The 21,747-nt window shown below is 56.5% G+C and carries 19 protein-coding genes; 7 read left to right on the forward strand and 12 right to left on the reverse strand.

Annotation, left to right across the window (positions count from 1 at the left end; genetic code table 11):
• Positions 1 to 66: 66 nt before the first annotated feature.
• A complete protein-coding gene (mobI, locus tag L1249_RS09600) occupies positions 67 to 669 on the reverse strand; it encodes a conjugative transfer protein MobI(A/C) (protein WP_052509918.1) in 603 nt (200 codons plus the stop codon).
• A gap of 739 nt (positions 670 to 1,408) precedes the next feature.
• On the opposite strand from mobI, the gene L1249_RS09605 reads away from it, so the two are divergent.
• The 3 genes from L1249_RS09605 to L1249_RS09615 are packed head-to-tail and all read left to right on the forward strand — an operon-like array spanning position 1,409 to position 3,583.
• A complete protein-coding gene (locus L1249_RS09605; RefSeq protein ID WP_044628624.1) occupies positions 1,409 to 1,609 on the forward strand; it encodes a helix-turn-helix transcriptional regulator in 201 nt (66 codons plus the stop codon).
• 11 nt (positions 1,610 to 1,620) lie between these two features.
• The gene (locus L1249_RS09610) at positions 1,621 to 3,348 is read left to right on the forward strand and encodes a DUF927 domain-containing protein (RefSeq protein WP_044628623.1); all 1,728 of its coding nucleotides are present in this window, start codon (positions 1,621 to 1,623) and stop codon (positions 3,346 to 3,348) included.
• Positions 3,341 to 3,583, forward strand: coding sequence for a helix-turn-helix transcriptional regulator (locus tag L1249_RS09615; protein ID WP_058577355.1), 243 nt, complete (start codon positions 3,341 to 3,343; stop codon positions 3,581 to 3,583). The genes L1249_RS09610 and L1249_RS09615 overlap by 8 nt, the downstream gene beginning before the upstream one ends.
• An 11-nt stretch (positions 3,584 to 3,594) precedes the next feature.
• Here the strand turns inward: L1249_RS09615 and L1249_RS17575 are convergent, their stop codons facing one another.
• A complete protein-coding gene (locus L1249_RS17575) occupies positions 3,595 to 4,836 on the reverse strand; it encodes a tyrosine-type recombinase/integrase (protein ID WP_044628622.1) in 1,242 nt (413 codons plus the stop codon).
• A gap of 185 nt (positions 4,837 to 5,021) precedes the next feature.
• On the reverse strand, positions 5,022 to 5,900 hold the full coding sequence (locus tag L1249_RS09625; RefSeq protein ID WP_044628621.1) for a YicC/YloC family endoribonuclease: 879 nt from the start codon (positions 5,898 to 5,900) through the stop codon (positions 5,022 to 5,024).
• A 119-nt stretch (positions 5,901 to 6,019) separates the two neighbouring features.
• Here L1249_RS09625 and rph point away from each other — a divergent pair, with 119 nt between their 5' ends.
• The gene (rph, locus tag L1249_RS09630) at positions 6,020 to 6,757 is read left to right on the forward strand and encodes a ribonuclease PH (protein ID WP_058577354.1); all 738 of its coding nucleotides are present in this window, start codon (positions 6,020 to 6,022) and stop codon (positions 6,755 to 6,757) included.
• An 88-nt stretch (positions 6,758 to 6,845) separates the two neighbouring features.
• On the opposite strand, the gene L1249_RS09635 is transcribed toward rph, so the two are convergent.
• Entirely contained in the window at positions 6,846 to 7,613 is a 768-nt protein-coding gene (locus L1249_RS09635) for an exodeoxyribonuclease III (protein WP_044628619.1), read from the reverse strand.
• A 141-nt stretch (positions 7,614 to 7,754) separates the two neighbouring features.
• On the opposite strand from L1249_RS09635, the gene pyrE reads away from it, so the two are divergent.
• Positions 7,755 to 8,420, forward strand: coding sequence for an orotate phosphoribosyltransferase (gene pyrE, locus L1249_RS09640; RefSeq protein WP_044628618.1), 666 nt, complete (start codon positions 7,755 to 7,757; stop codon positions 8,418 to 8,420).
• Positions 8,421 to 8,429: 9 nt separating this feature from the next.
• Here the strand turns inward: pyrE and L1249_RS09645 are convergent, their stop codons facing one another.
• Positions 8,430 to 8,903: a tRNA (cytidine(34)-2'-O)-methyltransferase gene (locus L1249_RS09645; protein WP_044628617.1), complete on the reverse strand. Its 474-nt coding sequence runs from the start codon at positions 8,901 to 8,903 to the stop codon at positions 8,430 to 8,432.
• 108 nt (positions 8,904 to 9,011) lie between these two features.
• On the opposite strand from L1249_RS09645, the gene rep reads away from it, so the two are divergent.
• A complete protein-coding gene (rep, locus tag L1249_RS09650) occupies positions 9,012 to 11,081 on the forward strand; it encodes a DNA helicase Rep (RefSeq protein WP_044628616.1) in 2,070 nt (689 codons plus the stop codon).
• A 117-nt stretch (positions 11,082 to 11,198) separates the two neighbouring features.
• On the opposite strand, the gene L1249_RS09655 is transcribed toward rep, so the two are convergent.
• The 7 genes from L1249_RS09655 to L1249_RS09685 form a co-directional block, all read right to left on the reverse strand.
• Complete coding sequence (locus L1249_RS09655) at positions 11,199 to 12,020, reverse strand: c-type cytochrome (protein WP_172416703.1); 822 nt, start codon at positions 12,018 to 12,020, stop codon at positions 11,199 to 11,201.
• A 278-nt stretch (positions 12,021 to 12,298) separates the two neighbouring features.
• A complete protein-coding gene (locus tag L1249_RS09660; protein WP_044628614.1) occupies positions 12,299 to 13,198 on the reverse strand; it encodes a GNAT family N-acetyltransferase in 900 nt (299 codons plus the stop codon).
• A 331-nt stretch (positions 13,199 to 13,529) separates the two neighbouring features.
• A complete protein-coding gene (gene nhaD, locus L1249_RS09665; protein ID WP_044628613.1) occupies positions 13,530 to 14,996 on the reverse strand; it encodes a sodium:proton antiporter NhaD in 1,467 nt (488 codons plus the stop codon).
• Between the two features lie 155 nt (positions 14,997 to 15,151).
• A complete protein-coding gene (gene glmS / locus L1249_RS09670; protein ID WP_062375220.1) occupies positions 15,152 to 16,978 on the reverse strand; it encodes a glutamine--fructose-6-phosphate transaminase (isomerizing) in 1,827 nt (608 codons plus the stop codon).
• A gap of 53 nt (positions 16,979 to 17,031) precedes the next feature.
• The gene (glmU, locus tag L1249_RS09675) at positions 17,032 to 18,399 is read right to left on the reverse strand and encodes a bifunctional UDP-N-acetylglucosamine diphosphorylase/glucosamine-1-phosphate N-acetyltransferase GlmU (protein WP_228168733.1); all 1,368 of its coding nucleotides are present in this window, start codon (positions 18,397 to 18,399) and stop codon (positions 17,032 to 17,034) included.
• Position 18,400: 1 nt separating this feature from the next.
• A complete protein-coding gene (locus tag L1249_RS09680; protein WP_228168732.1) occupies positions 18,401 to 19,519 on the reverse strand; it encodes an FAD:protein FMN transferase in 1,119 nt (372 codons plus the stop codon).
• A 26-nt stretch (positions 19,520 to 19,545) separates the two neighbouring features.
• The gene (locus L1249_RS09685; protein WP_044628609.1) at positions 19,546 to 20,346 is read right to left on the reverse strand and encodes an undecaprenyl-diphosphate phosphatase; all 801 of its coding nucleotides are present in this window, start codon (positions 20,344 to 20,346) and stop codon (positions 19,546 to 19,548) included.
• Positions 20,347 to 20,539: 193 nt separating this feature from the next.
• On the opposite strand from L1249_RS09685, the gene L1249_RS09690 reads away from it, so the two are divergent.
• The gene (locus tag L1249_RS09690) at positions 20,540 to 21,733 is read left to right on the forward strand and encodes a cation diffusion facilitator family transporter (protein ID WP_044628608.1); all 1,194 of its coding nucleotides are present in this window, start codon (positions 20,540 to 20,542) and stop codon (positions 21,731 to 21,733) included.
• Positions 21,734 to 21,747: the final 14 nt, after the last annotated feature.

Here is a 21,747-nt window from a genome sequence, read left to right on the forward strand (position 1 = left end):
TTGGGCTTCTCGTACACGTAAAGGCCGTAACTCAAGCTTGGTTGCGGCCTTCGTATCTTTCTGTCCCTACTTTTTCCCGGTGCCCTCAGTTTTGGCTGCCCTGGCGAGAGGGGCCAGTATTTCCTCCAGATAGGCTTCCAGCTCGGCCAGTAAGCAGACACTCGATTTCAGCGTTCTCCTGAGTTGCGTCAGATTAGCATTAAGCCTGCGGATCAGTTCGAAACCATCTTCTATATCTGCAATAACTGGATTTTCCCAGTCTTGCGCACGCGCGAATGCAGACTTGAAATACCGGTACTGACCCTCTTTAGAAATATGTTCGCTGTAAACGGCGTGTCCGGTTCCGCCTTCTTTTGGCACGAATGAATTGTAATACCAGGACAGTTCCAGTTTTCTTCCCCTCAGCCTGACACGGCATCCATGATGGCCAGGGTAACCCTCCGTCTGATCGGTTCGGTGAGCAATATTGTGCTCCCAATATACATCACAGATACGTTGGGCTAAGTATCGATATCTGGCCTGTTCAATGTCAATCAAGTCCATAAGCGTTTGCAAAAATGCTTTAGATTGCTCAGTCGCTGCCTGGGTGCCCCGTGTGTGATCAACCCCTTCTAGTCGACTTGCATGACACCAGTGGTCGACTACCTGCTGCTTGTTCATTCGCGTCATTCACTTACTCCTCTCGCTCTGAATGCACGAATGATGCTAACCGGATTTGATCATTACGGTGGCCCGTGCTTTTGCCCTTTTTGGGCGCAACGGCGAACTTGGGATGAAAAAGTCACAAAATGCCAAGGGACTTTCCAGTTCCTTTCCACATAACTATCTGATTTGGGACTTCTGCGCTGTGCTCCCATCCCCAAAGGCATAAGTGGCATGGGCTAAAAGCGTGGATCGCCGTTATTTATTTGGGACCTACCGCCCCATTTGCTGGGAAGACTCAGGTATGCAACGGCTTGATGTAACCGGACTGACTGTCGTCGCTACAACAATTCCCGGTACCTCCTCGGGGCACTCACAAAGGGCTTGGAAGAGACCTTTTGGAGCCCCTGTGTGATACGGGCATGCCCCGTAAAATAACAGGGCCTCGAAAAGGCTCTTTAAGAGGCTGTTTTGATCACGTCAAGCATTGACTTTCACATGTGAAAGTCAATGAGCATTACCGAGTCACAAAATGATGCCGTGATGGTGGCGGGCAACAGCGATTGCTTACATTTTCGCCAGATTTTGCCCGTAAACCGATGGGATTCACATGGAAATCGCCCAAATAACAAAAAATAATATTTAAATTCAGCTGGTTATAAATTTTTCTCTTTGCGCCCAAAATGGCCAATTCCGCGGTTCTAGTGTGAATTCAGGACTATTCATAATCACTCCTGTCCGTTAAACAACGAACCAGGAGTGGATTATGCAACGACAGTATTTCAACGAAACGAATGAACGTTTGCTCACCTATGAAGAGGTTTGTGCCGTCACCCAGCTTTCGCAATCCACGCTTCGAAGGTACGTGAAAGCAGGTCGTTTCCCTGCCCCCATAAAGCCAAGCCCGCAAGGAAGAGCCGTCAGGTTCCGGATTCAGGATGTTCGTGACTGGCTGGACCGGTTGTGACGGAGGGACGAATGAAATTTCAACTGAGAGACTCCGGGCTTTACTGCTATAGCTCTGAAGAATGGCAGAGAGTTGGCGGGTGGATTGAGGTTATTGCCAGAACCCGACTTGTAGACAAGAGGCGCGGTCATGGTGCGCTACTCCAGTGGAAGAATATGGATGGCGTCATGCTTCAAGAAGTTGTCTATGCCCGAATTCTTAATGGGGAAAACTCACGTCAGGTGAGAGAGTTGTTGGTGGATACCGGATACCCTCTGGAACCAACGAATACAAGTTGGTCTAGGTTGCAACGATACCTCCTGGAGGAAATGGCGAAGGCACAGCCTGCAACAACAGTTGATAGAGCTGGGTGGCATGGGTCGATATTTGCGACCAGCGGCTGGACAATCGGGGAGGCAGATGAAAAACATCACTTCGTTGGGCAGCTAGCGGCCTCGCCCGTTCTTCAGGAAAGTGGGACACTTGAAGAGTGGCAAGCCAACGTCGGAAGGCTATGCCGGGGTAACCCTCTTGCGATTTTCAGTGTTGGAGTTGCCTTGGCTGCCCCCCTACTCAAACACGCAGAAATCGAGAATGGTGCCAAGCACATCGTTGGTAACTCCAGCGGTGGCAAGTCGACGCTTCTTCAAATAGCAGCCAGCATCTATAGCTCTCCAAGCTTTGTGCGGAGTTGGGCCTCCACTTCAAATGGCCTATCTGCTGCTTCAGCGGAACACAACGACATACTACTCGCCCTTGACGAAATCGGCCTGGCACGGCCTGAGGACGTGGATACAGCGATCTATCAGATTGTAAATGGCACAAGTAAATTGAGGGCGACCATCACGGGCGAGCTCGCTGGACAAGCCTGTTGGCGCACTCTCGTGCTCAGTACAGGCGAAATTTGGCTGTCTGAGGTTTTTCAAAGGCTGGGAAAGGAGGTGAAAGCAGGGCAAGAGACACGTCTCGTCGAAATACCGGTTTTCGGTCGTTACGGAGCATTTGACGAGCTCCACGAATTCTGCAGCGCTCAGGAGCTGGTTGACGCCCTGAAAAGTGCGACACGGCACTATTACGGCACACTGTTTCGCGCATGGATAGAATGTTTAACAGAGCGGGGGGATGAGCTCTCGATATACGCAAAGGGGGAGGTAAAGAGGCTAACCGATCAATGGACCACACCCTTGATGGCATCGCAAGTTGTCCGAGTGATGCGGCGGTTCGCGTTAATCTCTACGGCCCTTGGATTGGCCTGTAGAAACTATTTGCTGCCCTGGACCGAGGAAGAATCTGAACAAGCAGTGCATCAAGTGGCCGACGCCTGGATAAAGTCGAGAGGACACATATTCAACAAGGAAGAGTACCGGATCCTGTTGAAGCTCAATGAATATATGAGGTCGCGGAGACATAGCTTCGCCCCAATCGAGAAGGGCAGAGCGGAGCCACCCTACGAGGGATTCAAGAGAATGGTGGATGGTGAAAAGCAGCTACTTGTTAGGAAAGCCAACTTCTTGCAGTTTTTCGGGCTTCCTACTCGGTATATGCGTGAAATCGAATTCCTGATCCAGAAAGACCTGTTGGAAACTAATGAAAGGAGCCGGGGCACCCTGAGAGTCAAAGTAAATGGCAGATTTGAAAGGTTTTTCGCCTTATGGCCGGATCGCATCAGGAGCTATCTGAATTCCTTATCAGATCTTGATGGGCTATCCCAGTTTCCCACTCTTCCCAGTGAAAATTCGGAGGTAACGGAGAATGAGTGACAAAACTTTCAGTCCGCCTTCGGAGGAGCTGCGCACTAAGCTGCTGGCTCGTTCTGGACAGTGTGAGCGGCTGGTCCGGGAGTCAGACCGTCGAGCGATTACAGGTGTCAGCCGGACTCAGTGGTGGACCTTGGAACGAAAGCGAGCGGCTCCGGCACGGCTCAAGCTGGGCTGCAACTCGGTGGCGTGGCGGCTATCGGATCTGTTGGCCTGGATCGAGCAGCAAGGGGCTTGATCTGGCCCCTTTTACTCTCCAGAACTGACCTCCCCTCTCACGATGGGCGCTAGCCATTCGCAGAGCGCCTCGTGGGCCTCTCTTCGTTCTTCAAAGTACGCATGCTTGTTATAGACCCGGTCCGTCCGGTTGCCGGGTAGCTGATTCAGGCAGCGCTGAGCCAGATTATCATCAAAACCGAGCTTGCCTAGCTTCGTCCGGGCCGTGCCACGCAGATCGTGGACGCGGCGCTTGTCGAATGAGAAGAGTTTTTTCTCAAAGAGCTTCTTGAGCGCATGGTTCAGCGTGTTTTCACACACATGCGGAGTCCGTGCCTTTTTACTGATCCTGCGAGCTGGAAACACCCAATCACTCCCACAGGAGCGTACTTTCAGTTCATTCAACCATTCCACGGCGGGTTCCGCCAACGGGATATCGATGGCCCTTCTCTTTTTGGTCCTTTCCTCGGGCAGGTACCAGATACGGCTCTCCAGATCGAATTCCGACCAAGGCGCTGCCAGAAGCTCCATTTTTCTCGTACAGGTCGCAATCAACAAAGCACAGGCCAGGTAGTTTTCACGGCTGAACTGCGCCGGAATCACCCGGAGCTTGTTGAAGAACTCGATAACCTCGGGTTCCGTCATTGGGTAGTTGGCGGCCTTCTCCTCCCCGCCGGCGTCCCGGGGGCGGAATGGCGAGGCTGGATTGAACCTGGTGACGTCCAATTTGATGCCATGATCAAACAGGTTTCTCAGCAGGCGCATCAAATCATTTGATAGGGTTGGGCGGGGCTTATTGTCGTCATAGCCAGTGGCCACGTCCCGCAGGATTTCACTGATATCCACTGGTCGGATCTTTTCAAGTTCCACCTTTCCGATGCGCCAGGCGACCTCACGCTCGTACAGGCTCTTCTCTTTATGGTGGGACGCGATTTCTCGTTTGCGAAGCTCGTAGTAGTCCGCGTACAGGTCATTTAGCGTTTTGAAGGGGTTTTGGTTGACCTTCTGCCGCTCCTGAACCGGGTCAGCACCCTCACGCTTGATCGCCAACCTCAGCTTCGCCGCCTCATCACGGGCGTCGGCCAATGACCAGTCGTCCACCTTGCCGATGGTGTATTCGCGCCGGAGCTTGGTAGCTGGGGTGGTATAGCGCAGCATCCAGTAGGCATCGCCGCGCTTCGGGGTCATGAGGTAGAGGCCATTGCCGTCGGCATGTCGCACGGATGGATTCTCTTTGATCAGTTTCTTGACGGTCTTGTCGTGTAGCTTGCCCACTTTCCTGCCTTAAAAAAATTGGGGAGTACAATCTCGCTGATACAATATAGCGAGAAAATACTCCCCAATCTACTACCCATCACTACCCAAACTTGGCAGAACTTACATGAACGCGGTGACTGTAAAAATTACATAACCATTTGATTTTTAAAGAACTAAAGAACAACGATAAACACCCAAGAACATCACTCTATGTTTTGAATCTGCTCCCGCATCTGCTCGATCAACACCTTCAGCTCCACCGCGCAGCGGGTCGTCTCTGCTACCACCGATTTTGACGAGAGCGTATTGGCTTCCCGGTTAAGCTCCTGCATCAGGAAATCCAGGCGGCGGCCTTTGGGGCCTTTTTGGGCGAGCTGGTGGCGCACTTCTTCAATGTGCGCGGTCAGGCGGTCGAGTTCTTCATCCACATCGGCTTTTTGGGCGACCAGTACCAGCTCGGCTTCCAGGCGTTGGGGATCGAGTTCGGTTTTGGCGACTTCTAAGCGCTCTAGCAGCTGGGCGCGTTGGCGTTCCAGAATCTGCGGCAGCAGGCTGCGTACGGTGGCTACTTGCTCGCTGACGGCGTCCAGGCGAGTGGTGATCATCTCGGCCAGTTTTTCGCCTTCCCGGGCACGGGCGTCGATCAGTTCATCCAGCGCTTGGTTAAAGAGCGCGTTGGCGGCGGCTTTGATGGCGTCTTGGTCGAGGTGCTGGGTTTCCATCACGCCGGGCTGGTTGAGCAGCGCCAGCGTAGTGGGCGGCACGGCGCTGGGCACCTGCTGCTGAATGGCGGCCAGGGCGTCGGCAATCTCTTTTAGGCGCTGGGCGTTCACGGCCGGTGCTTGGGCGGTGTCGGCGCTCTCGAAGCGTACGCTGCACTCAACCTTACCTCGGGCCAGGCGCGTGCGTAGCGCTTCGCGCAGCACAGGTTCTAAATCTCGCAGGCTTTCATGAAGGCGAAAGTGCGGCTCTAGGTAGCGCTGGTTCACTGAGCGAATCTCGACCTGCAGGGTGCCAAACGGGGCGGCCTGCTCGGTGCGGGCGAAGGCGGTCATGCTGTGTACGCGGCGGGAAGCGGCCATAAGTCGATGCATCCTTTACATCAATGTGATTCCGAACAGTCTAACCGATAGGCCCATCCGCGCACGCTCAGACGTGTACAATAGAGGGCTTTTCCACTTTTAAGATGATGTGAGGTGCTATGCGTCCTGATGTTGTTCGCCCCAGCGGTCGCGAGGCCGACCAGCTCCGTGAGATTCGCTTGACCCGTGATTACACCCGCCATGCGGAAGGCTCCGTGCTGGTGGAGTTTGGCGATACCAAGGTGCTGTGTAACGCGAGCGTGGAAGCGGGCGTGCCGCGCTGGCTGCGCGGTAAAAATCAGGGCTGGATTACTGCCGAATACGGCATGCTGCCCCGCGCGACTCATACCCGCAGCGGCCGCGAAGCGACCCGTGGCAAACAGGGTGGCCGCACGCTGGAGATTCAGCGCCTGATTGGCCGCAGCCTGCGTGCGGCGGTGAATTTGAAGAAGCTGGGCGAGTTCACCATCACCGTGGATTGCGATGTGATTCAGGCCGATGGCGGCACGCGCACGGCAGCCATTACCGGCGGCTGCGTGGCGCTGGTGGATGCGCTCCGCTACCTACAGCGAGAAAAGAAGATCAAAGGCGACCCCTTCAAGCAGCTGGTCAGCGCGATCTCAGTCGGCATCTACAAAGGCGTGCCGGTGCTGGACCTGGATTACCCCGAAGATAGCAAAGCCGACACCGACCTGAACGTGGTGATGACCGAAAGCGGCGAGCTGATTGAAGTACAGGGCACGGCGGAAGCGGGCGCGTTTAACCGTAAAGAGCTGAACGCGATGCTGGATTTGGCCGAGAAAGCCGGTGATGAATTGCGTGAGAAGCAGCGTGAAGCGCTGGGGATTCGCGGTTAAAGGAGCCCAGCATGACTCGGGCCCTGAAACCCAACAGGCCAGCGGTAAGCTGGCCTGTTGGCGGTGCGACGCGGGAAGTAGCTAACGCTTAAAGCGTTAGATCATACTCAACGATCAGCGGTGCGAACTCTGAGAAGGTCGCATCGTAATCAATCCACGCGTCCACCACGTGACGACGGAAGTTGGGGCCGACCAGTTGGTAGTCGATCCGCCAGCCTTCTTGACGATCACGGGGCACGTCTTGGTCAAGTTTTGGCCACCAGGTGTACTCGCCTGCATCGCGATTAATTTCGCGGAAGGTGTCGATAAAGCCTGTTGGGCCAAGCACCTGATCCATCCAGGCACGCTCTTCCGGGCGGAAACCCGAGGTGAGCTGGTTGTCCGACCAGTTGGCCAAATCGATGGTTTTGTGGGCAATGTGCCAGGTACCGCAGATGATGTATTCGCGGCGTTTGCGCGACATCTTCGTCAGGTACTCCTGGTACTGCTCCATAAACGCCTGTTTGGCTTTTTGGTCGCTGCCATCAGGCATCAGGAAGGTGGCAATACTGAAGCGGTCGTAATCCGCCTGCAGAAAGCGCCCTTCGTGGTCGCACTGAGGGAACCCCAGGCCGTACATGATGGCTTTGGGGATTTTGCGGCAATAGAGTGCCACACCGGAGAAACCATCCTCCTCAGCATCCAGGAAGTAGCCTTCGTAGCCTTCCGGATAGAGGATGTGGTCACCCAGTTCGAAACTTTTCGCCTTGATGTTCTGCACGCAGACCACGTCGGCATCCTGCTGAGCCAGCCAGTCCAGGAAGCCACGGTCGACGGCATCACGTATACCATTGACATTGATGCTGGCAATTTTCATAAATCGTCCCTTTTGCGTCGCTGCTGTATGATACCCGACGTTTAGACGTTTGGGTAAAGGCAGCGAGTAAAACTTGCCATTTACCCTACTTTTATTGTTGCTTTCGTGCCGATTGAAACCTACCGCTTAGTGAGGAATGCCGTGGCCACCACTCTACAACCCTACCAGCGCGATTTCATTGCTTTTGCCATTGAACAGGGCGTACTTAAGTTTGGCGAGTTTACGCTAAAATCTGGCCGCGTTAGCCCCTACTTTTTTAATGCTGGGCTGTTTCAAACCGGTCGGGCGCTGGCCAAGTTAGGCCGCTTTTACGCTCAAGCGATTGTCGATAGCGGCCTGCAGGCGGATGTACTGTTTGGCCCCGCCTATAAGGGCATTCCCTTGGCGGCGGTCACCGCGGCGGCCCTAGCCGACCACCACGACCGGGATATGCCTTATGCGTTCAATCGTAAAGAAGCCAAAACCCACGGCGAGGGCGGCAACATCGTGGGTGCCCCGCTTTCTGGCGATATTTTGATCATTGATGATGTGATCACCGCAGGCACCGCAATCCGTGAGGTGATGGGCCTGATTGAGCAAAGCGGCGCTCGCGCAGGCGGCGTTATTATTGCGCTTGACCGTCAAGAGCGCGGCCAGGGCGAACAGAGCGCTATTCAGGAAGTACAGGCCCAGTACGGCATGCCAGTGGTCAGTATCGTTACCTTAGAGCAAGTGCTGACGTATCTAGAAGAGCACGCGGGCGGCGAAATGCTGGCTTACGCCGAGGCCGTTCGCGCTTATCGCGACCGCTACGGCATCGCTGGCTAGTCTTGCCTGTTACTCGCTGCCTAATGCGCCAGCATAGCCTTGCTGGCGCCACGCTTCATAGCTCACCACGGCGACCGCGTTGGAAAGATTCAAACTACGGTTATTGGGCTGCATGGGGATGCGCAGTTTCTGCTCAGCCGGCAGCATAGCGTGCACCTCCGGGGAGAGCCCGGCGGTTTCTGAGCCGAACAGCAGCACGTCTCCCGGCGCAAAAGCCGCGTCGCTGTGGGCACGGGTGCCTTTGGTGGTAATCGCCCAGATAGTACGCCCCTGCATGGCGGTGTAAAACGCCGTAAAATCCGCATGGCGCGTCACGTTGGCAAGGTCGCGGTAGTCTAGCCCAGCGCGACGTAGCTTTTTCTCTTCGAGATCAAAGCCCAGCGGCTCGATCAAATGGAGACGGCAGCCGTTGTTCGCCACTAGGCGCATAATGTTGCCCGTATTGGGAGCCATGCGCGGCTCGAATAGCGCTACTTCAAACATCACCACCTGCCTATGAGTTACCTGCTGTATTAGCCTGCTGCGCCTTCGTCAGCGCTGCTGATTGTAATAGAAATTGCCCCGAAACACTTGTAGAGGTCACCCTTCGCCATGACGCCCCAACCGCCAAAGAGCATTCTTAGCCGTATCAAAGGGCTCAACCCACGCCAGCAAGAAGCGGTGCGCTATATCGATGGCCCCTGCCTGGTACTGGCGGGCGCGGGGTCGGGCAAAACCAGCGTGATCACCACCAAGATTGCCTACCTCGTGCAAGAGTGCGGCATGAGCGCCCGCCGGATCGCCGCGGTGACCTTTACCAACAAGGCCGCCCGGGAGATGAAAGAGCGGGTGGGCCAGATGCTGAAGGGCAAAGAGGGCCACGGGCTAACGGTTTCGACGTTTCACAACCTGGGGCTCAACATCATTCGCGGCGAGCTAAAGACCTTGGGCTACAAGCCGGGGTTTTCGCTGTTCGACCCGGAAGACGCCAAGGCGCTGCTGCGGGACTTGATGAATAAAGACGCTCAGGTCGATGCCGAGCAGATCAACGCCGTTCAGGCCAAGATTTCCCAGTGGAAGAACGACCTGGTGCTGCCCGGGGATGCGCTTTCGTTTGCTGCCGATGACGACGAGCATTTCGCGGCACGGGTGTACGAAGCCTACGTTCGCCACCTGAAAGCCTACAACGCGGTGGATTTCGACGACCTGATTCTGCTGCCCGTAGTGCTCTTGCAGCGTGACCCGGAAGCGCTGGCCCGCTGGCGGCGCAAAATCCACTACATGCTGGTGGATGAGTACCAGGACACCAACGTTTCCCAGTACCTGCTGGTGAAGCTGCTGATGGCCGAACGCGCCACCTTTACCGTGGTCGGCGACGACGACCAGTCGATTTACGCCTGGCGGGGAGCTCGGCCGGAAAACCTGGTCACCCTGGGGGAGGATTTCCCGCGCTTGAAGGTCATCAAGCTGGAGCAGAATTACCGCTCTACCGGCACGATACTGCGCGCCGCCAACACGCTGATTGCCAATAACCCCCACGTCTACGACAAAACCCTGTGGTCGGAGATGGGCGACGGCGCGCCGATTCGCGTGGTGGTGAACCGCCATGAGGAGGCCGAAGCCGAGCGAGTGGCCAGCGAGATGCTCACTCGGCGCATCAAGGAAAAAGCCGAGTGGCGCGATTTTGCGGTGCTTTACCGAGGCAACTTTCAGGCGCGGCTGCTGGAGCTGAAGCTGCAGCACTACCAGATTCCGTACAAGCTCTCCGGCGGCACGTCGTTTTTCTCGCGTAACGAGATCAAGGACGCCATGGCGTACCTGCGGCTTTTGATCAACCCCGCCGATGACAACGCCTTTTTGCGCATCGTCAACGTGCCCCGGCGTGAAATTGGCCCCGGTACGCTGGAAAAGCTCGCCAACTACGCCACCGAGCGCTCCATTTCGCTGTTTTCCGCCTGCCACGAGCTGGGCCTGGAACAAACGCTGCCCACCCGCGCCGTGGAGCGGCTGTCGCGCTTTACGCACTTCATCGATGGCGTGCGCAAACGGATGGACCAGGGCGATGCCATTGCCGCGATACGCGACATGCTGAGAGATATGGATTACGAGGCGTGGCTGTACCAGAACGCCAGCGCCCCGACCATTGCCGAGCGCCGCATGGCCAACGTATGGATATTGATTGATCAGTTGGAGAAGTCGCTGAACCGCGACCCGGAAGACGCAGATGACTCTACCGCAACAGAAACCGACGGCGTAGAAGCGGCCATTTCACGCTTAGTGCTGCGGGATATTTTGGAGCAACAGGCCGAAGAGGATGACTCTGACCGGGTGCAGCTGCTCACCATGCACGCCTCGAAAGGGCTAGAGTTCCCCCACGTTTACTTGATGGGCCTGGAGGAGGATCTGCTGCCCCACCGTAACGCCATCGAGATGGGTACCGTGGAAGAAGAACGGCGTTTAGCCTACGTGGGCATTACCCGCGCCCGACGCACGCTAACGCTGACCCTGGCGCGCCAGCGCAAGGCCTATGGCGAGCTGATGGACTGCCAACCCAGCCGCTTTTTGGATGAGCTGCCCGCGGATGATTTGGAGTGGGAGGGCCGCGCTGATAAAGAGGACCCGGAGAAAAAGCAGGCACGCGGTAAAGATGCGATTGCCGGGCTGCGCTCGCTGCTGGGATAAGCGTGCTGGGCAAGCGCTATGTATCGCGCAAAAAAATATCCACAGAGGGTTTGGAGCACCCACCTGTGGATATTTTATAACGCCTGGCCTCGCCCCAGGAGGGCGGGCTGCTCACGCTTACTGTACTTGCGAGACCATGTAATCAACCACGGCCATAATCTCTTCATCGGAAGCGCTGCTACCACCACGCGGCGGCATCACGCCTTTACCGTTGAAGACGCTTTGGTAGAGTGCATCGGTACCCTGCTCAATACGCGGGCCCCAAGCTTCAGCGTCGCCAATCTTCGGTGCACCCGCCACGCCAGCGGCGTGACACGCCACACAGCCCACACTGGCGTAAAGCGCTTCACCGTCTAAACTGCTGCCACCGCTGGAAGCGTCTTCTTCACTGGCGACTGCTTCATCTTCGCTGGCCACAGCATCTGCCGTCGCCATCTCGTCGCTACTACTCTCGTCAGTTGCTTCGGCAGCCGCGCCTTCATCACCGCCACCTAGCTCAGGAACTTCCATGACAGGCTCGACCATATACGCTGTCACCGCTTCCATCTCTTCGTCTGACAGGTTGGGGTTGCCGCCACGGGCAGGCATTGCGCCAATACCATTAATGGCGTGGTCTAGCAGCGTGGCAAAACCTTGCTCAGTACGCTCAGCCCAGGCCGCTTCGTCACCGCGCACCGGTGCTCCAGCGGCACCCGTTTCGTGGCACGCCATACAGACGTTGTTGTAAATACCGGCACCGTCAATTTCACCACCACCGCCACTGCTGGCCGCGGCCGGAGCTGCCGCCGTACCACAGTCTTGGCCTTGAAGGCAGAGTTGTCCTACCGGCGCTAGGCGCTCAGCGATTGCGTCACGCGCTGCATCTTGGGCATAAGCACCGGATGTGCCTGCCATGACGCCGAGGGCCGCCAGCCCGCTCATGATCAGCTTAGATTTCACTCTCACCACCTCTTAAGTTTTATGTAATAAACGCGTTGCGCTTCAAAACGAGTGCGTCCGTTTCTTGCTTATGCTGGATACCTAGCGCCTGGAGACACCGTTCTTGCCCTTGGGTGCGGCCGTGCCACGCTCTATGGTGCTACCGCAGCCACCGAAACGCCAAGACATACGTATAGAGTTAGTATACCGAGAACATAAAGGGTAAGAAAATGCTACTAAGCGCGGCAATTCAACCTACAACGCCGATAAGCGGAGGATGACGCTACTGAACGGCCAGATTAATACCACCCTAACAAGCGCTCGCGCCCCAGTTGTATGAACCCCGCTTGGGCATAAACCCGCTGAGCAGGCGTATTCTGTTCATCCACCGTGAGAGTTAAGCACTGCGCCCCGGCCTGGGCAGCCAAGCTTTGGGCATGCTCAATAATAACGTGCCCCAGCCCCTGCCCGCGCCATTCCGGAACCAGCCCCATAAGTTGCAGGCTCCACTGCAAAGAGGGGGTGGCGAGCAACAATACTCCTACCGGCTCTTCTTGGTATTCCAGCCAATACCAGTGTTGTGGATAAGCCGAAGTCGCCTGAGATTGGAACCCAGCTAGCAGCGTGCTAACCGGCAGCGCATGGCGCAGCGCTGGGCAATCCAGAGAATCTTCACCTACCCGCGCCAGTAACGCCTGCTGTTCAGCCAGCGTTAACGCCTTGAAAGGGCGTAATCTCAACGGCTGTTGAGGCGCTAGGGCTGCTCGGCATGGCCACGCACGATGCTCTAGGGTGGCCATCGCACGCATACCGCTTTTAATTAACGTGTCTTCCCACGCTGCCCACGGCTCAGTGAGCACCACATGGCAAAGGATGATCGGCTGCTGCTTCACCCACCCCGGCAGGGCACTCAACAGAGCCTGGGCGGCGGCATCGTTATGCCTGGGCAGCCATAGCTGCGCCGTTTGGTTTGCCAGCGGCTGTACCCAGGCAGTCGCGCGTATATATTCGCCTTCCATCGCCACCCACAAACCCTGCCAATCAGACTCAGTCGACGCCGTTAAGGCCTGCTGCAAGCCAGCCTGCAGGGAAGGAGTGTGGACAGCCGCTAAATGCAGCAGCGCTTCGCGTCGTCGATGTGCGGGACAGGGCACCACCTGATAGCGGCTAGCGTGGTGGCGCTGCGCGTCGGATGTCACAACGACTCTCCTTATTTAGTAACCCTAAGGCTTAATCACTTTAAGGCTTAATAAGCCTACGAAAGGATAATATGCCTTTTTACAAGGTTTAAGTTTTCGTTAAGTAATGTCAACGAGAGTATCGGGAAATACGATGGAGATTGCCCGATGGCTCATCTACGTTCACTGCCCTTAACGTCTTTGCGCTGGCAAGAAGCGCTTAACAGACATGATCAAACGCAGCTAAAACAGTTGATACAGGCGCGTTTCGCGCATCAACACAACGCCACGGTCCATCACTTTCTACCGCGCCTATTTGGCCCCAAGCGGCTAGGCAGGATAGCCAACCGCCTTAGAAAAGACTGGCGTTGATCAGCAGGTGTGCCACGATACTGGCTACGTAACCTAACAAAATAGCGGGCACCCAGCGCAAATGCACCGCAAACGTGTAGATACCACGGGCTTGCCCCATCAGCGCTACCCCGGCAGCCGATCCCATGGAGAGCAGGCTGCCCCCCACACCGGCTGTCAGAGTGATCAGCAGCCAGTTGCCTTCCGACATATCCGGCGCCATGGAGAGCACGGCGAACATCACTGGAATGTTATCCACCACCGCTGAGATCAGCCCCAGCACGACGTTGGCCCACACCGGGTCCCAGCCGCCGTAAAGCGTTTCCGAAAGCAGGCTGAGATAGCCCATGAACCCCAGGCCACCCACACACATCACCACCCCGTAGAAGAACAGCAGCGTGTCCCACTCGGAGCGGGCGATACGGCTGAAGATATCGAACGGCACCACGCTGCCTAGCTGCTCCAGCTTTTTCCAATCTCCGCGGCGGGAGTAACGCTCACGTTTGCGCTCCAGCGAACGGGGCAAACTGCGACGCAGGTAATAGCCAAAGAATTGCAGCAGGCCTAGACCAAACATCATGCCCATAGCGGGCGGCAGGTACAGAATCGAGTGGCACAGCACAGAGATCGCCACGGTGATCAAGAACAGTACGATGATGCGCCGGGCGCCCCGCTTCAACCATACGTTCTCGGTGAGCGCAGCGGGCTGACGATTGACGATGAAAAAGTTCATGATCACCGCAGGCACCATGAAATTCACGATGGCAGGTACCAACAGTGCAAAGAAGCCTTCGAAAGGCACCTGACCGGCTTGCCACACCATCAGTGTGGTGATATCGCCAAACGGGCTGAACGCACCACCGGCGTTGGAGGCCACCACCACGTTGACACAGCAGAGGCTGATAAACTTGTTATCCCCCTCGGCGACCTTTAGCACCACCGCACACATCAGCATGGCAGTCGTCATGTTGTTGGCGATGGACGAAATACCGAACGCCAAACAGCCGGTAATCCAGAATAGGCTCCGGTAGCTAAACCCCTTGCGCACCAGCCACGCACGCAGTGCATCGAACACACGACGCTCTTCCATGGCGTTGATGTACGTCATCGCCACCAGGAGGAACAGCAGCAGCTCGGTATACTCGAGCAGCGTCTCTTTGAAGGCGCTCTCTGCCTCATGGGGCATACCTGCTTGTACGTAGACCCACGCGACCATAGCCCAGATCAGGCCAGCAGCCACCAGAACCGGTTTGGATTTACGCATGTGGATGATTTCTTCACTCATGACCAGGGCATAGGCCAGAATGAAAATGGTCACGGAGACAATACCGGCAAGTGAGGTGGTGAGATCGAGGGGGCCAGCAGCAGCAAAAGCAAGAGAAGGAAAAGCGAAGAGGCAGAGTGCGGTCAACAACCAAGCAACGCGGCAAGCGGGATGCCGAGTTGCAAGGACGTTAGGTGGTTTCATAGCAGCGTGATCCTGGCAGGGTTAGAGAATACCGCCACGATAATAAGCACACTAACTATGTGCTGCAACGCAGCGATGGCGCATAAGATGCGGCTATTTGCCGCATCTTGTAAAGCGCTTTATTCATCCAACTGCAATTAATTGTGACACGGCACTTATTCGACGGTCACACTCTTGGCAAGGTTACGCGGTTGATCCACATCGGTGCCTTTGAGCACCGCTACGTGATAGCTCAGCAGCTGCAACGGTAGAGTGTAGAGCAGTGGTGCCAGTGCTTCGTGTACTTCAGGAAGTTCCAACACACGGATATCATCTTGAGAGCTGATTCCTACCTTTTGATCGGCAAACACAAACAGCTGGCCGCCGCGGGCGCGCACTTCTTGAAGGTTGGATTTCAGCTTTTCCAACAGGTCATCATTCGGGGCTACTGAAATTACCGGCATCTCGCTATCCACCAGCGCCAGCGGGCCGTGCTTAAGCTCCCCGGCAGGATAGGCTTCCGCATGGATATAGGAAATCTCCTTGAGCTTCAGCGCGCCTTCTAAAGCAATGGGGTAGTGCGCCCCACGACCCAGGAAGAGCGCGTGATGCTTCTCTGCAAATGCCTGAGAAAGCACTTCGATCTGCCGATCGAGACCCAACACCTGCTGACAGAGCGCGGGCAGTGCCTGCAGGGCGCCAATGATCTCTGGCTGCTCTGGCTGGCCTTTCGCTTTACTGACCGATAGCGTCAACAGCATCAGCGCAATCAACTGAGTGGTAAAGGCTTTAGTCGAGGCCACACCAATTTCGGGGCCTGCGCGGGTCATCAGCGACATGTCCGACTCCCGCACCAGCGAGCTTCCGGGCACGTTGCAGATCGCCAGCGAGCCGACATAGTTGAGCGTTTTAGCAAAGCGCAGCGCCGCCAGCGTATCGGCCGTTTCTCCAGACTGGGACAGCGTTACAAAGAGCGTGCCTTCCGGCACCACCGGGTGGCGGTAGCGATATTCCGACGCCACTTCGACCTGTACCGGCACCCCAGCATAGCGCTCCAACCAGTAACGCGCGACCATGCCTGCATGGTAGCTGGTGCCACAGGCAATAATATGCACATGGCGCGTTTTCTGGAACAGCGCCAGCGCATCCGGCCCAAAACTCTCTACCAACACGCCGTGGCTACTTAAACGCCCTTCCAGCGCGGCACTAATAACGGCGGGCTGCTCAAAAATCTCTTTGAGCATGTAATGACGATATTCGCCTTTGCTAGCCGCACCGTCGCCATGTTCAAAGGTATGGATAGGGCGCTCAACGTCATTGCCTTGGCGATCAACAATGCGAATCACTCCATGCTCACGCAGCTCGACTAAATCGCCCTCTTCCAGATAGATAAAGCGGTCGGTCACTTGAAGCAGCGCCAGCGGATCAGAGGCTAAAAAGGCTTCATCAATACCAACACCTACCACCAAGGGGCTGCCTTGGCGTGCGCCCACGACCACGCCGGGCTCGGCCGCACTCATTACACCCAGGGCGTAGGCACCGCCCAAGCCACTAACAATCTCTTGTGTCGCCTCAAACAGCGTCTTGCCCGTAGCGAGTTTGTCCGCCAGCAGGTGGGCGATCACTTCAGTATCGGTTTCCGAAGTGAACGTGTAACCGCTGCCTTGCAGCGTCTCTTTAATCTGCTCGTAGTTTTCGATAATGCCATTATGCACCACGGCGACGTTATCGCTGCTGTGGTGCGGATGGGCATTGGCCTCGGAGGGTTTGCCGTGGGTGGCCCAGCGCGTGTGCGCGATACCGCTGTTGCCTGGCAGCGCGGCGGCGTCCAACTGTTCAGCGAGTGCCGCGACTTTGCCCAAAGCCCGGTGACGCGTTAACACACCGCTGTTAAGCACCGTCATGCCAGAAGAATCGTATCCGCGATACTCCAAGCGTTTCAGCCCTTCCAACAAGATTCCCTGCACATTACGCTGCGCAACCGCCGCGACGATGCCACACATAACTTGTTCTCCTAAGGCGCTCTCACGCCGTGTAATCCAACGTGCTAATACGTTTATTTAACCTTTTTAACCGGGCGCGGCCAGTCGGGCTTCTCTAGCTGTCGGCTGCGGGTGACCGCTAATGCATACTCAGTCACATCTTTTGCAATCGTGGAACCAGCGCCCACAGTGGCACCCTTACCTACCGTGACAGGTGCCACTAAGGCAGTGTTGGAGCCGATGAAGGCGTTATCGCCAATTTCGGTGCGATGTTTGTTCACGCCATCGTAGTTGCAGGTAATGGTGCCCGCGCCCACGTTCACATCGCGCCCCAGGCGCGCATCACCCACGTAGCTTAAATGGTTGATTTTACTGCCTTCACCCACGTCGGCATTTTTGGTTTCGACAAAATTTCCCACCTTGGCTTTCACGGCTAAGCGCGTGCCAGGACGCAGCCGTGCGTAGGGGCCGACCTGGTTAAGACCCGCCGCCACGGTCGTGTCGATGACGCTGTGGCTGTGAATCTCACTCTCTGCGCCAATGGTGCTGTTTTTGATAATGCAGTAGGGGCCTACCCGCACGCCTTCGCCAAGTTCGACGTCCCCTTCAAAAACACAGCCTACGTCGATGAAGACGTCGTGGCCGCAGGTAAGCTTACCGCGCACATCAATTCTCGCTGGGTCAGCCAAGGCAACGCCTTGGGCCATGAGTGTTTCTGCCGTCTGCTGCTGGTAAGCGCGCTCCAAGCGGGCCATTTGCGAGCGGTTATTGACCCCCTCTACCTCGGTGGCGTTATGGGGCTGCGCCGTGGCGACCTTGACGCCTTCGCTGGCTGCCATGGCGATAACGTCCGTCAGGTAGTACTCGCCCTGGGCATTTTCCGCTGATAGCTGGGGCAACCAGCGCTTCAACTGGGCACTGGTCATGGCCATGATGCCGGTGTTGCACTCGTTAATCGCCAGCTGCTCCTCATTGGCATCTTTCTGCTCGACGATCGCCACGGCGTGGCCCTCGGCATCGCGCACGATACGCCCATAGCCACTGGGGTCTTCCAGCGTGACGGTGAGCAGGCCCATGTGCTGCTCATCCACCTTAGCCAGCAGGTCGGCCAACGTATCGCGACGAATCAGCGGCACGTCGCCATACAGTACCAACACGATACCGCTGCCCAACTGAGGCTGCGCCTGAGCCACTGCATGTCCGGTGCCTTTTTGCTCTTCTTGCAGTGCAAACGAGACATCATACTCCGCCAACGCGTCGCGAAGTTGGTCAGCACCATGGCCAATCACCACGTGGGTACGACTCGGGTTCAGACCACTGGCCGTTGCCAGTACGTGCTCTACCATGGGCTTACCCGCTAGCGTGTGCAGTACTTTGGGCAACTGAGAGCGCATCCGTGTGCCTTTACCTGCGGCTAAGATGACGATATCGAGGTCGTGCATGTCATTCACCTGTTTGCATTTGGCGATTCGCTGAGGAGGCCGTCCAGGGCTCGATGCCCAGTTCATCGATCAGCGCATCACCGAAATAGTTGACGAAGGCGGGGCTCGCCAAGCTACGCCAACGCTCCCCCTCACGTACTAACATCAAAATATTGAGGTTGTTTTCGACGGCCAGCTGCATACCCTGCTCGGTCCCCACGACGGTGAGCGCCGTGGCCCAAGCATCGGCCCAGGCATTGGAGGGGTGGAACACCGATACCGACGCTAGCTGATGCTTGATGGGCTGACCGGTTCGCGGATCCAGAAGATGCGAGAAACGCTCACCATCGACTTCAAAGTAGTTACGGTAATCACCGGAGGTAGCCACTGACATGCCCTCCAACGCAATCACATGTTGCGCTTCCGGTACCCCGCTTTGCGGCACTTCAATGCCGACACGCCAAGGCGTTTGATCTTCGATGTCCCGGTAACCACGGGCAATCAGCCCGCCACCGATATTGACCAGGTAATTATCGATGCCCTCCTGATCCAGATACGCCGCCACGCGATCGGTAGCGTGGCCTTTGGCGACGCCAGAGAGATCGGCAAATACATCCCGGAGGCGACGCGCCTGCATCCGCTGGGTATCCACCTCGACTGCATCGAACCCAATCGTGGCCATGCGCTCGCTTAACTCGGCCTCGCTAGGCACCTCTTCGGGACGTGCCTCGGGACCAAAGCTCCATAGATTCACCACATCGCCAATGGTGATATCAAACGCCCCTTTGCTTGCTTCCGACACCGAGCGGCTTATCGCCAGCACTTCGATCAGCTCGTTAGAGAGCGGCTGCCACTCGTTGAGCGGCGCGTCGTTAAAGGCGACTAGTTCTGAATCGTCACGGTAGGTCGACATCGCTTGGTCAACGTCTTCCATCTCGGCCAATATGCCCTCTTCCAAAGCATTGGCTTCGCCCTGCGTCAGCGGGTCGACCAGAGTAATTTGATAATAGGTGCCAAAAATACCGCCTTCAAAGCGCACTGGTGGCTCCAGCGGCCGATCATTTTCTGAACAGCCCGCCAGCAAAACGCCCACCAGCGTCACGACGCCCAGTCGCCTACACGCAGTTTGATAGCCTTTCATCCGATGTCCTTCATTGAACGCGCGGGTTAGAAATGAAAAAACCAGAGTAGCCAGGCACCAAACAGCACGCGGTATACCACGAACGGCTGCATCCCCAGCTTTTTGATTACGACGAGAAAGTAGTGAATACACACGAAGGCGCTGATACCCGATAAAAGCACCCCTATTAGCATAGCGGGTACGTCGATCGAGTGAGGCGCTTTGACGAGATTCACCGCTTCGAGGCCACCGGCGAGCACGATGACGGGAATCGAGAGCAAAAACGAGAAGCGCGCGGCGCCTTCTCGATTCATGCCAACCATCAGCGCCGCGGTCATCGTGATCCCCGAGCGCGACGTACCGGGGATCAGCGCTAATACCTGAGCGCCGCCGATGATCAGTGCGTCTTTTAGCGTCAACTGATACTCGCTGCGGGTACCGCGCATTTTCCAGTCGGCGTAGCCTAGCAGTAAGCCGAACCCTATCAGGCTAAGGCCGATGATCAGCGTCGAGCGCATGTAGCCTGCGATCAGGTCATGGAGGAGAAAGCCGACGATGCACACCGGCAAGGTGGCCACGACTACCCAAAACGCTAGACGCGCATCCTCATTGACGCCGTTGCCTCTTACCGCCGTGAGGCTGCTGGCGATCATTTGCCAAATTTCCTGGCGAAAATAGAGGACGACGGCGCTCAAGCTACCCAAGTGGAGTGCCACATCGAACGCGAGACCTTGATCTTCCCAGGTGGTGAGCACCGGCACCAAAATCAGATGAGCGGAGCTGGAAATCGGAAGAAATTCTGTGAGCCCCTGCACCACCGCCAATACTACCACTTGGAGCCAATCCATAGGTCGTCCTGTCTATGTTCTGTGTTGCGTTATGAAATGAGGTCGTCTCACCTGCAGCGGCGCTTAGGATACACATCCCAACTTTCATTGTCCGCACCGGTAACGCCTGAGAATGCACAAGAGGGTATAGAGCTTGCCCGGCGGTAAGCTACAATGGGCGTCTATTGGAAGTATGCGTCCCTGCAGGTACCTCATGACTCAGACCGTAGAAACGCCAGTGGTTCCCAATCGCGAGTTAGATAGCCAAGAGGCTAAGCGCGTAACCTATATCGGCGCTTGGCTGGACGGTTTGCTGAGCATTATCAAAGTCGCCGTTGGTTTTTTTGTCGGCTCTGCTGCGCTGATTGCCGATGGTATCCATTCGCTCTCTGATCTTGTGACCGATGGGTTCGTGCTGGCAGCCATTCACTATGGCCGCCAGGAGCCAGATAACGATCACCACTACGGCCATGGCCGAATCGAAACCCTCACCACGCTGCTATTAGGCAGCGTCCTAATCTTCGTGGCGGGGGGTATTGCGTGGTCAAGCGTGGATCGCCTGTTGAGCGGCACAGAAGTGGGCGCCCCGGGGGCGCTTGCGATCGTCATCGCCATACTGGCACTGATTAGCAAAGAGTGGATTTTTCGCTACACCATGCGGGTCGCGAAACGCTTGAAATCCAAGCTTTTAGAAGCCAACGCTTGGCACTCGCGCAGCGACGCACTTTCAACCGCCGTGGTGCTGGTGGCTTTAGTAGGCGCACAGTTTGGCTTGGGCTGGCTAGATGCTGTGGCCGCCATTATCGTTGGCCTGATGGTCGGTAAAGTGGGTTTAGACCTGTTGTGGGAGTCCGCTCGCGAACTGGTCGACACCGCACTCCCCGAAACAGTACAGCAGCAGATGCATGACGTGGCGTGTAGCGTCCCCGGCGTGGATAGCGTGCACGACCTGCGCACCCGTCAATCGGCAGGTTGGGTGATGGTCGATCTGCATGTGGTGGTGGGGCCTAAAATTACCGTCTCGGAAGCTCATGAAATCGGTAATGAAGTGAGCCGCCGTTTGCGCCACGAGTTTCCTTTGCTCACAGATGTTATCTTCCACGTTGACCCAGAAGATGACGCCGGTGAAGGCGACCCCAGCCGCCTACCAGGCCTGCCGCTGCGTCCAGAAGTGGAAGCGGCGCTGAACGAGCGCTGGTACAAACATCCGGTATGGCGCACGCTGAACGAGCTACAGCTCCACTACTTAGAAGATAAGGTATCGGTATCGCTGATTATTGGCGACGCCGTTCACCAGCCGCCTCAGTGTTTGGCGAGCCAGCTCAAGGCGCTCGCCAGCGACATCGAGTGGCTGGGTCATGTGGAGGTCATGTTCATCACCCGGGCGGCCAGCAGCGCCATGCGCTAGGCTACCCTAACCCA

The organism is Halomonas sp. Cn5-12, assembly GCF_021532545.1.
GTDB lineage: Bacteria > Pseudomonadota > Gammaproteobacteria > Pseudomonadales > Halomonadaceae > Vreelandella > Vreelandella aquamarina.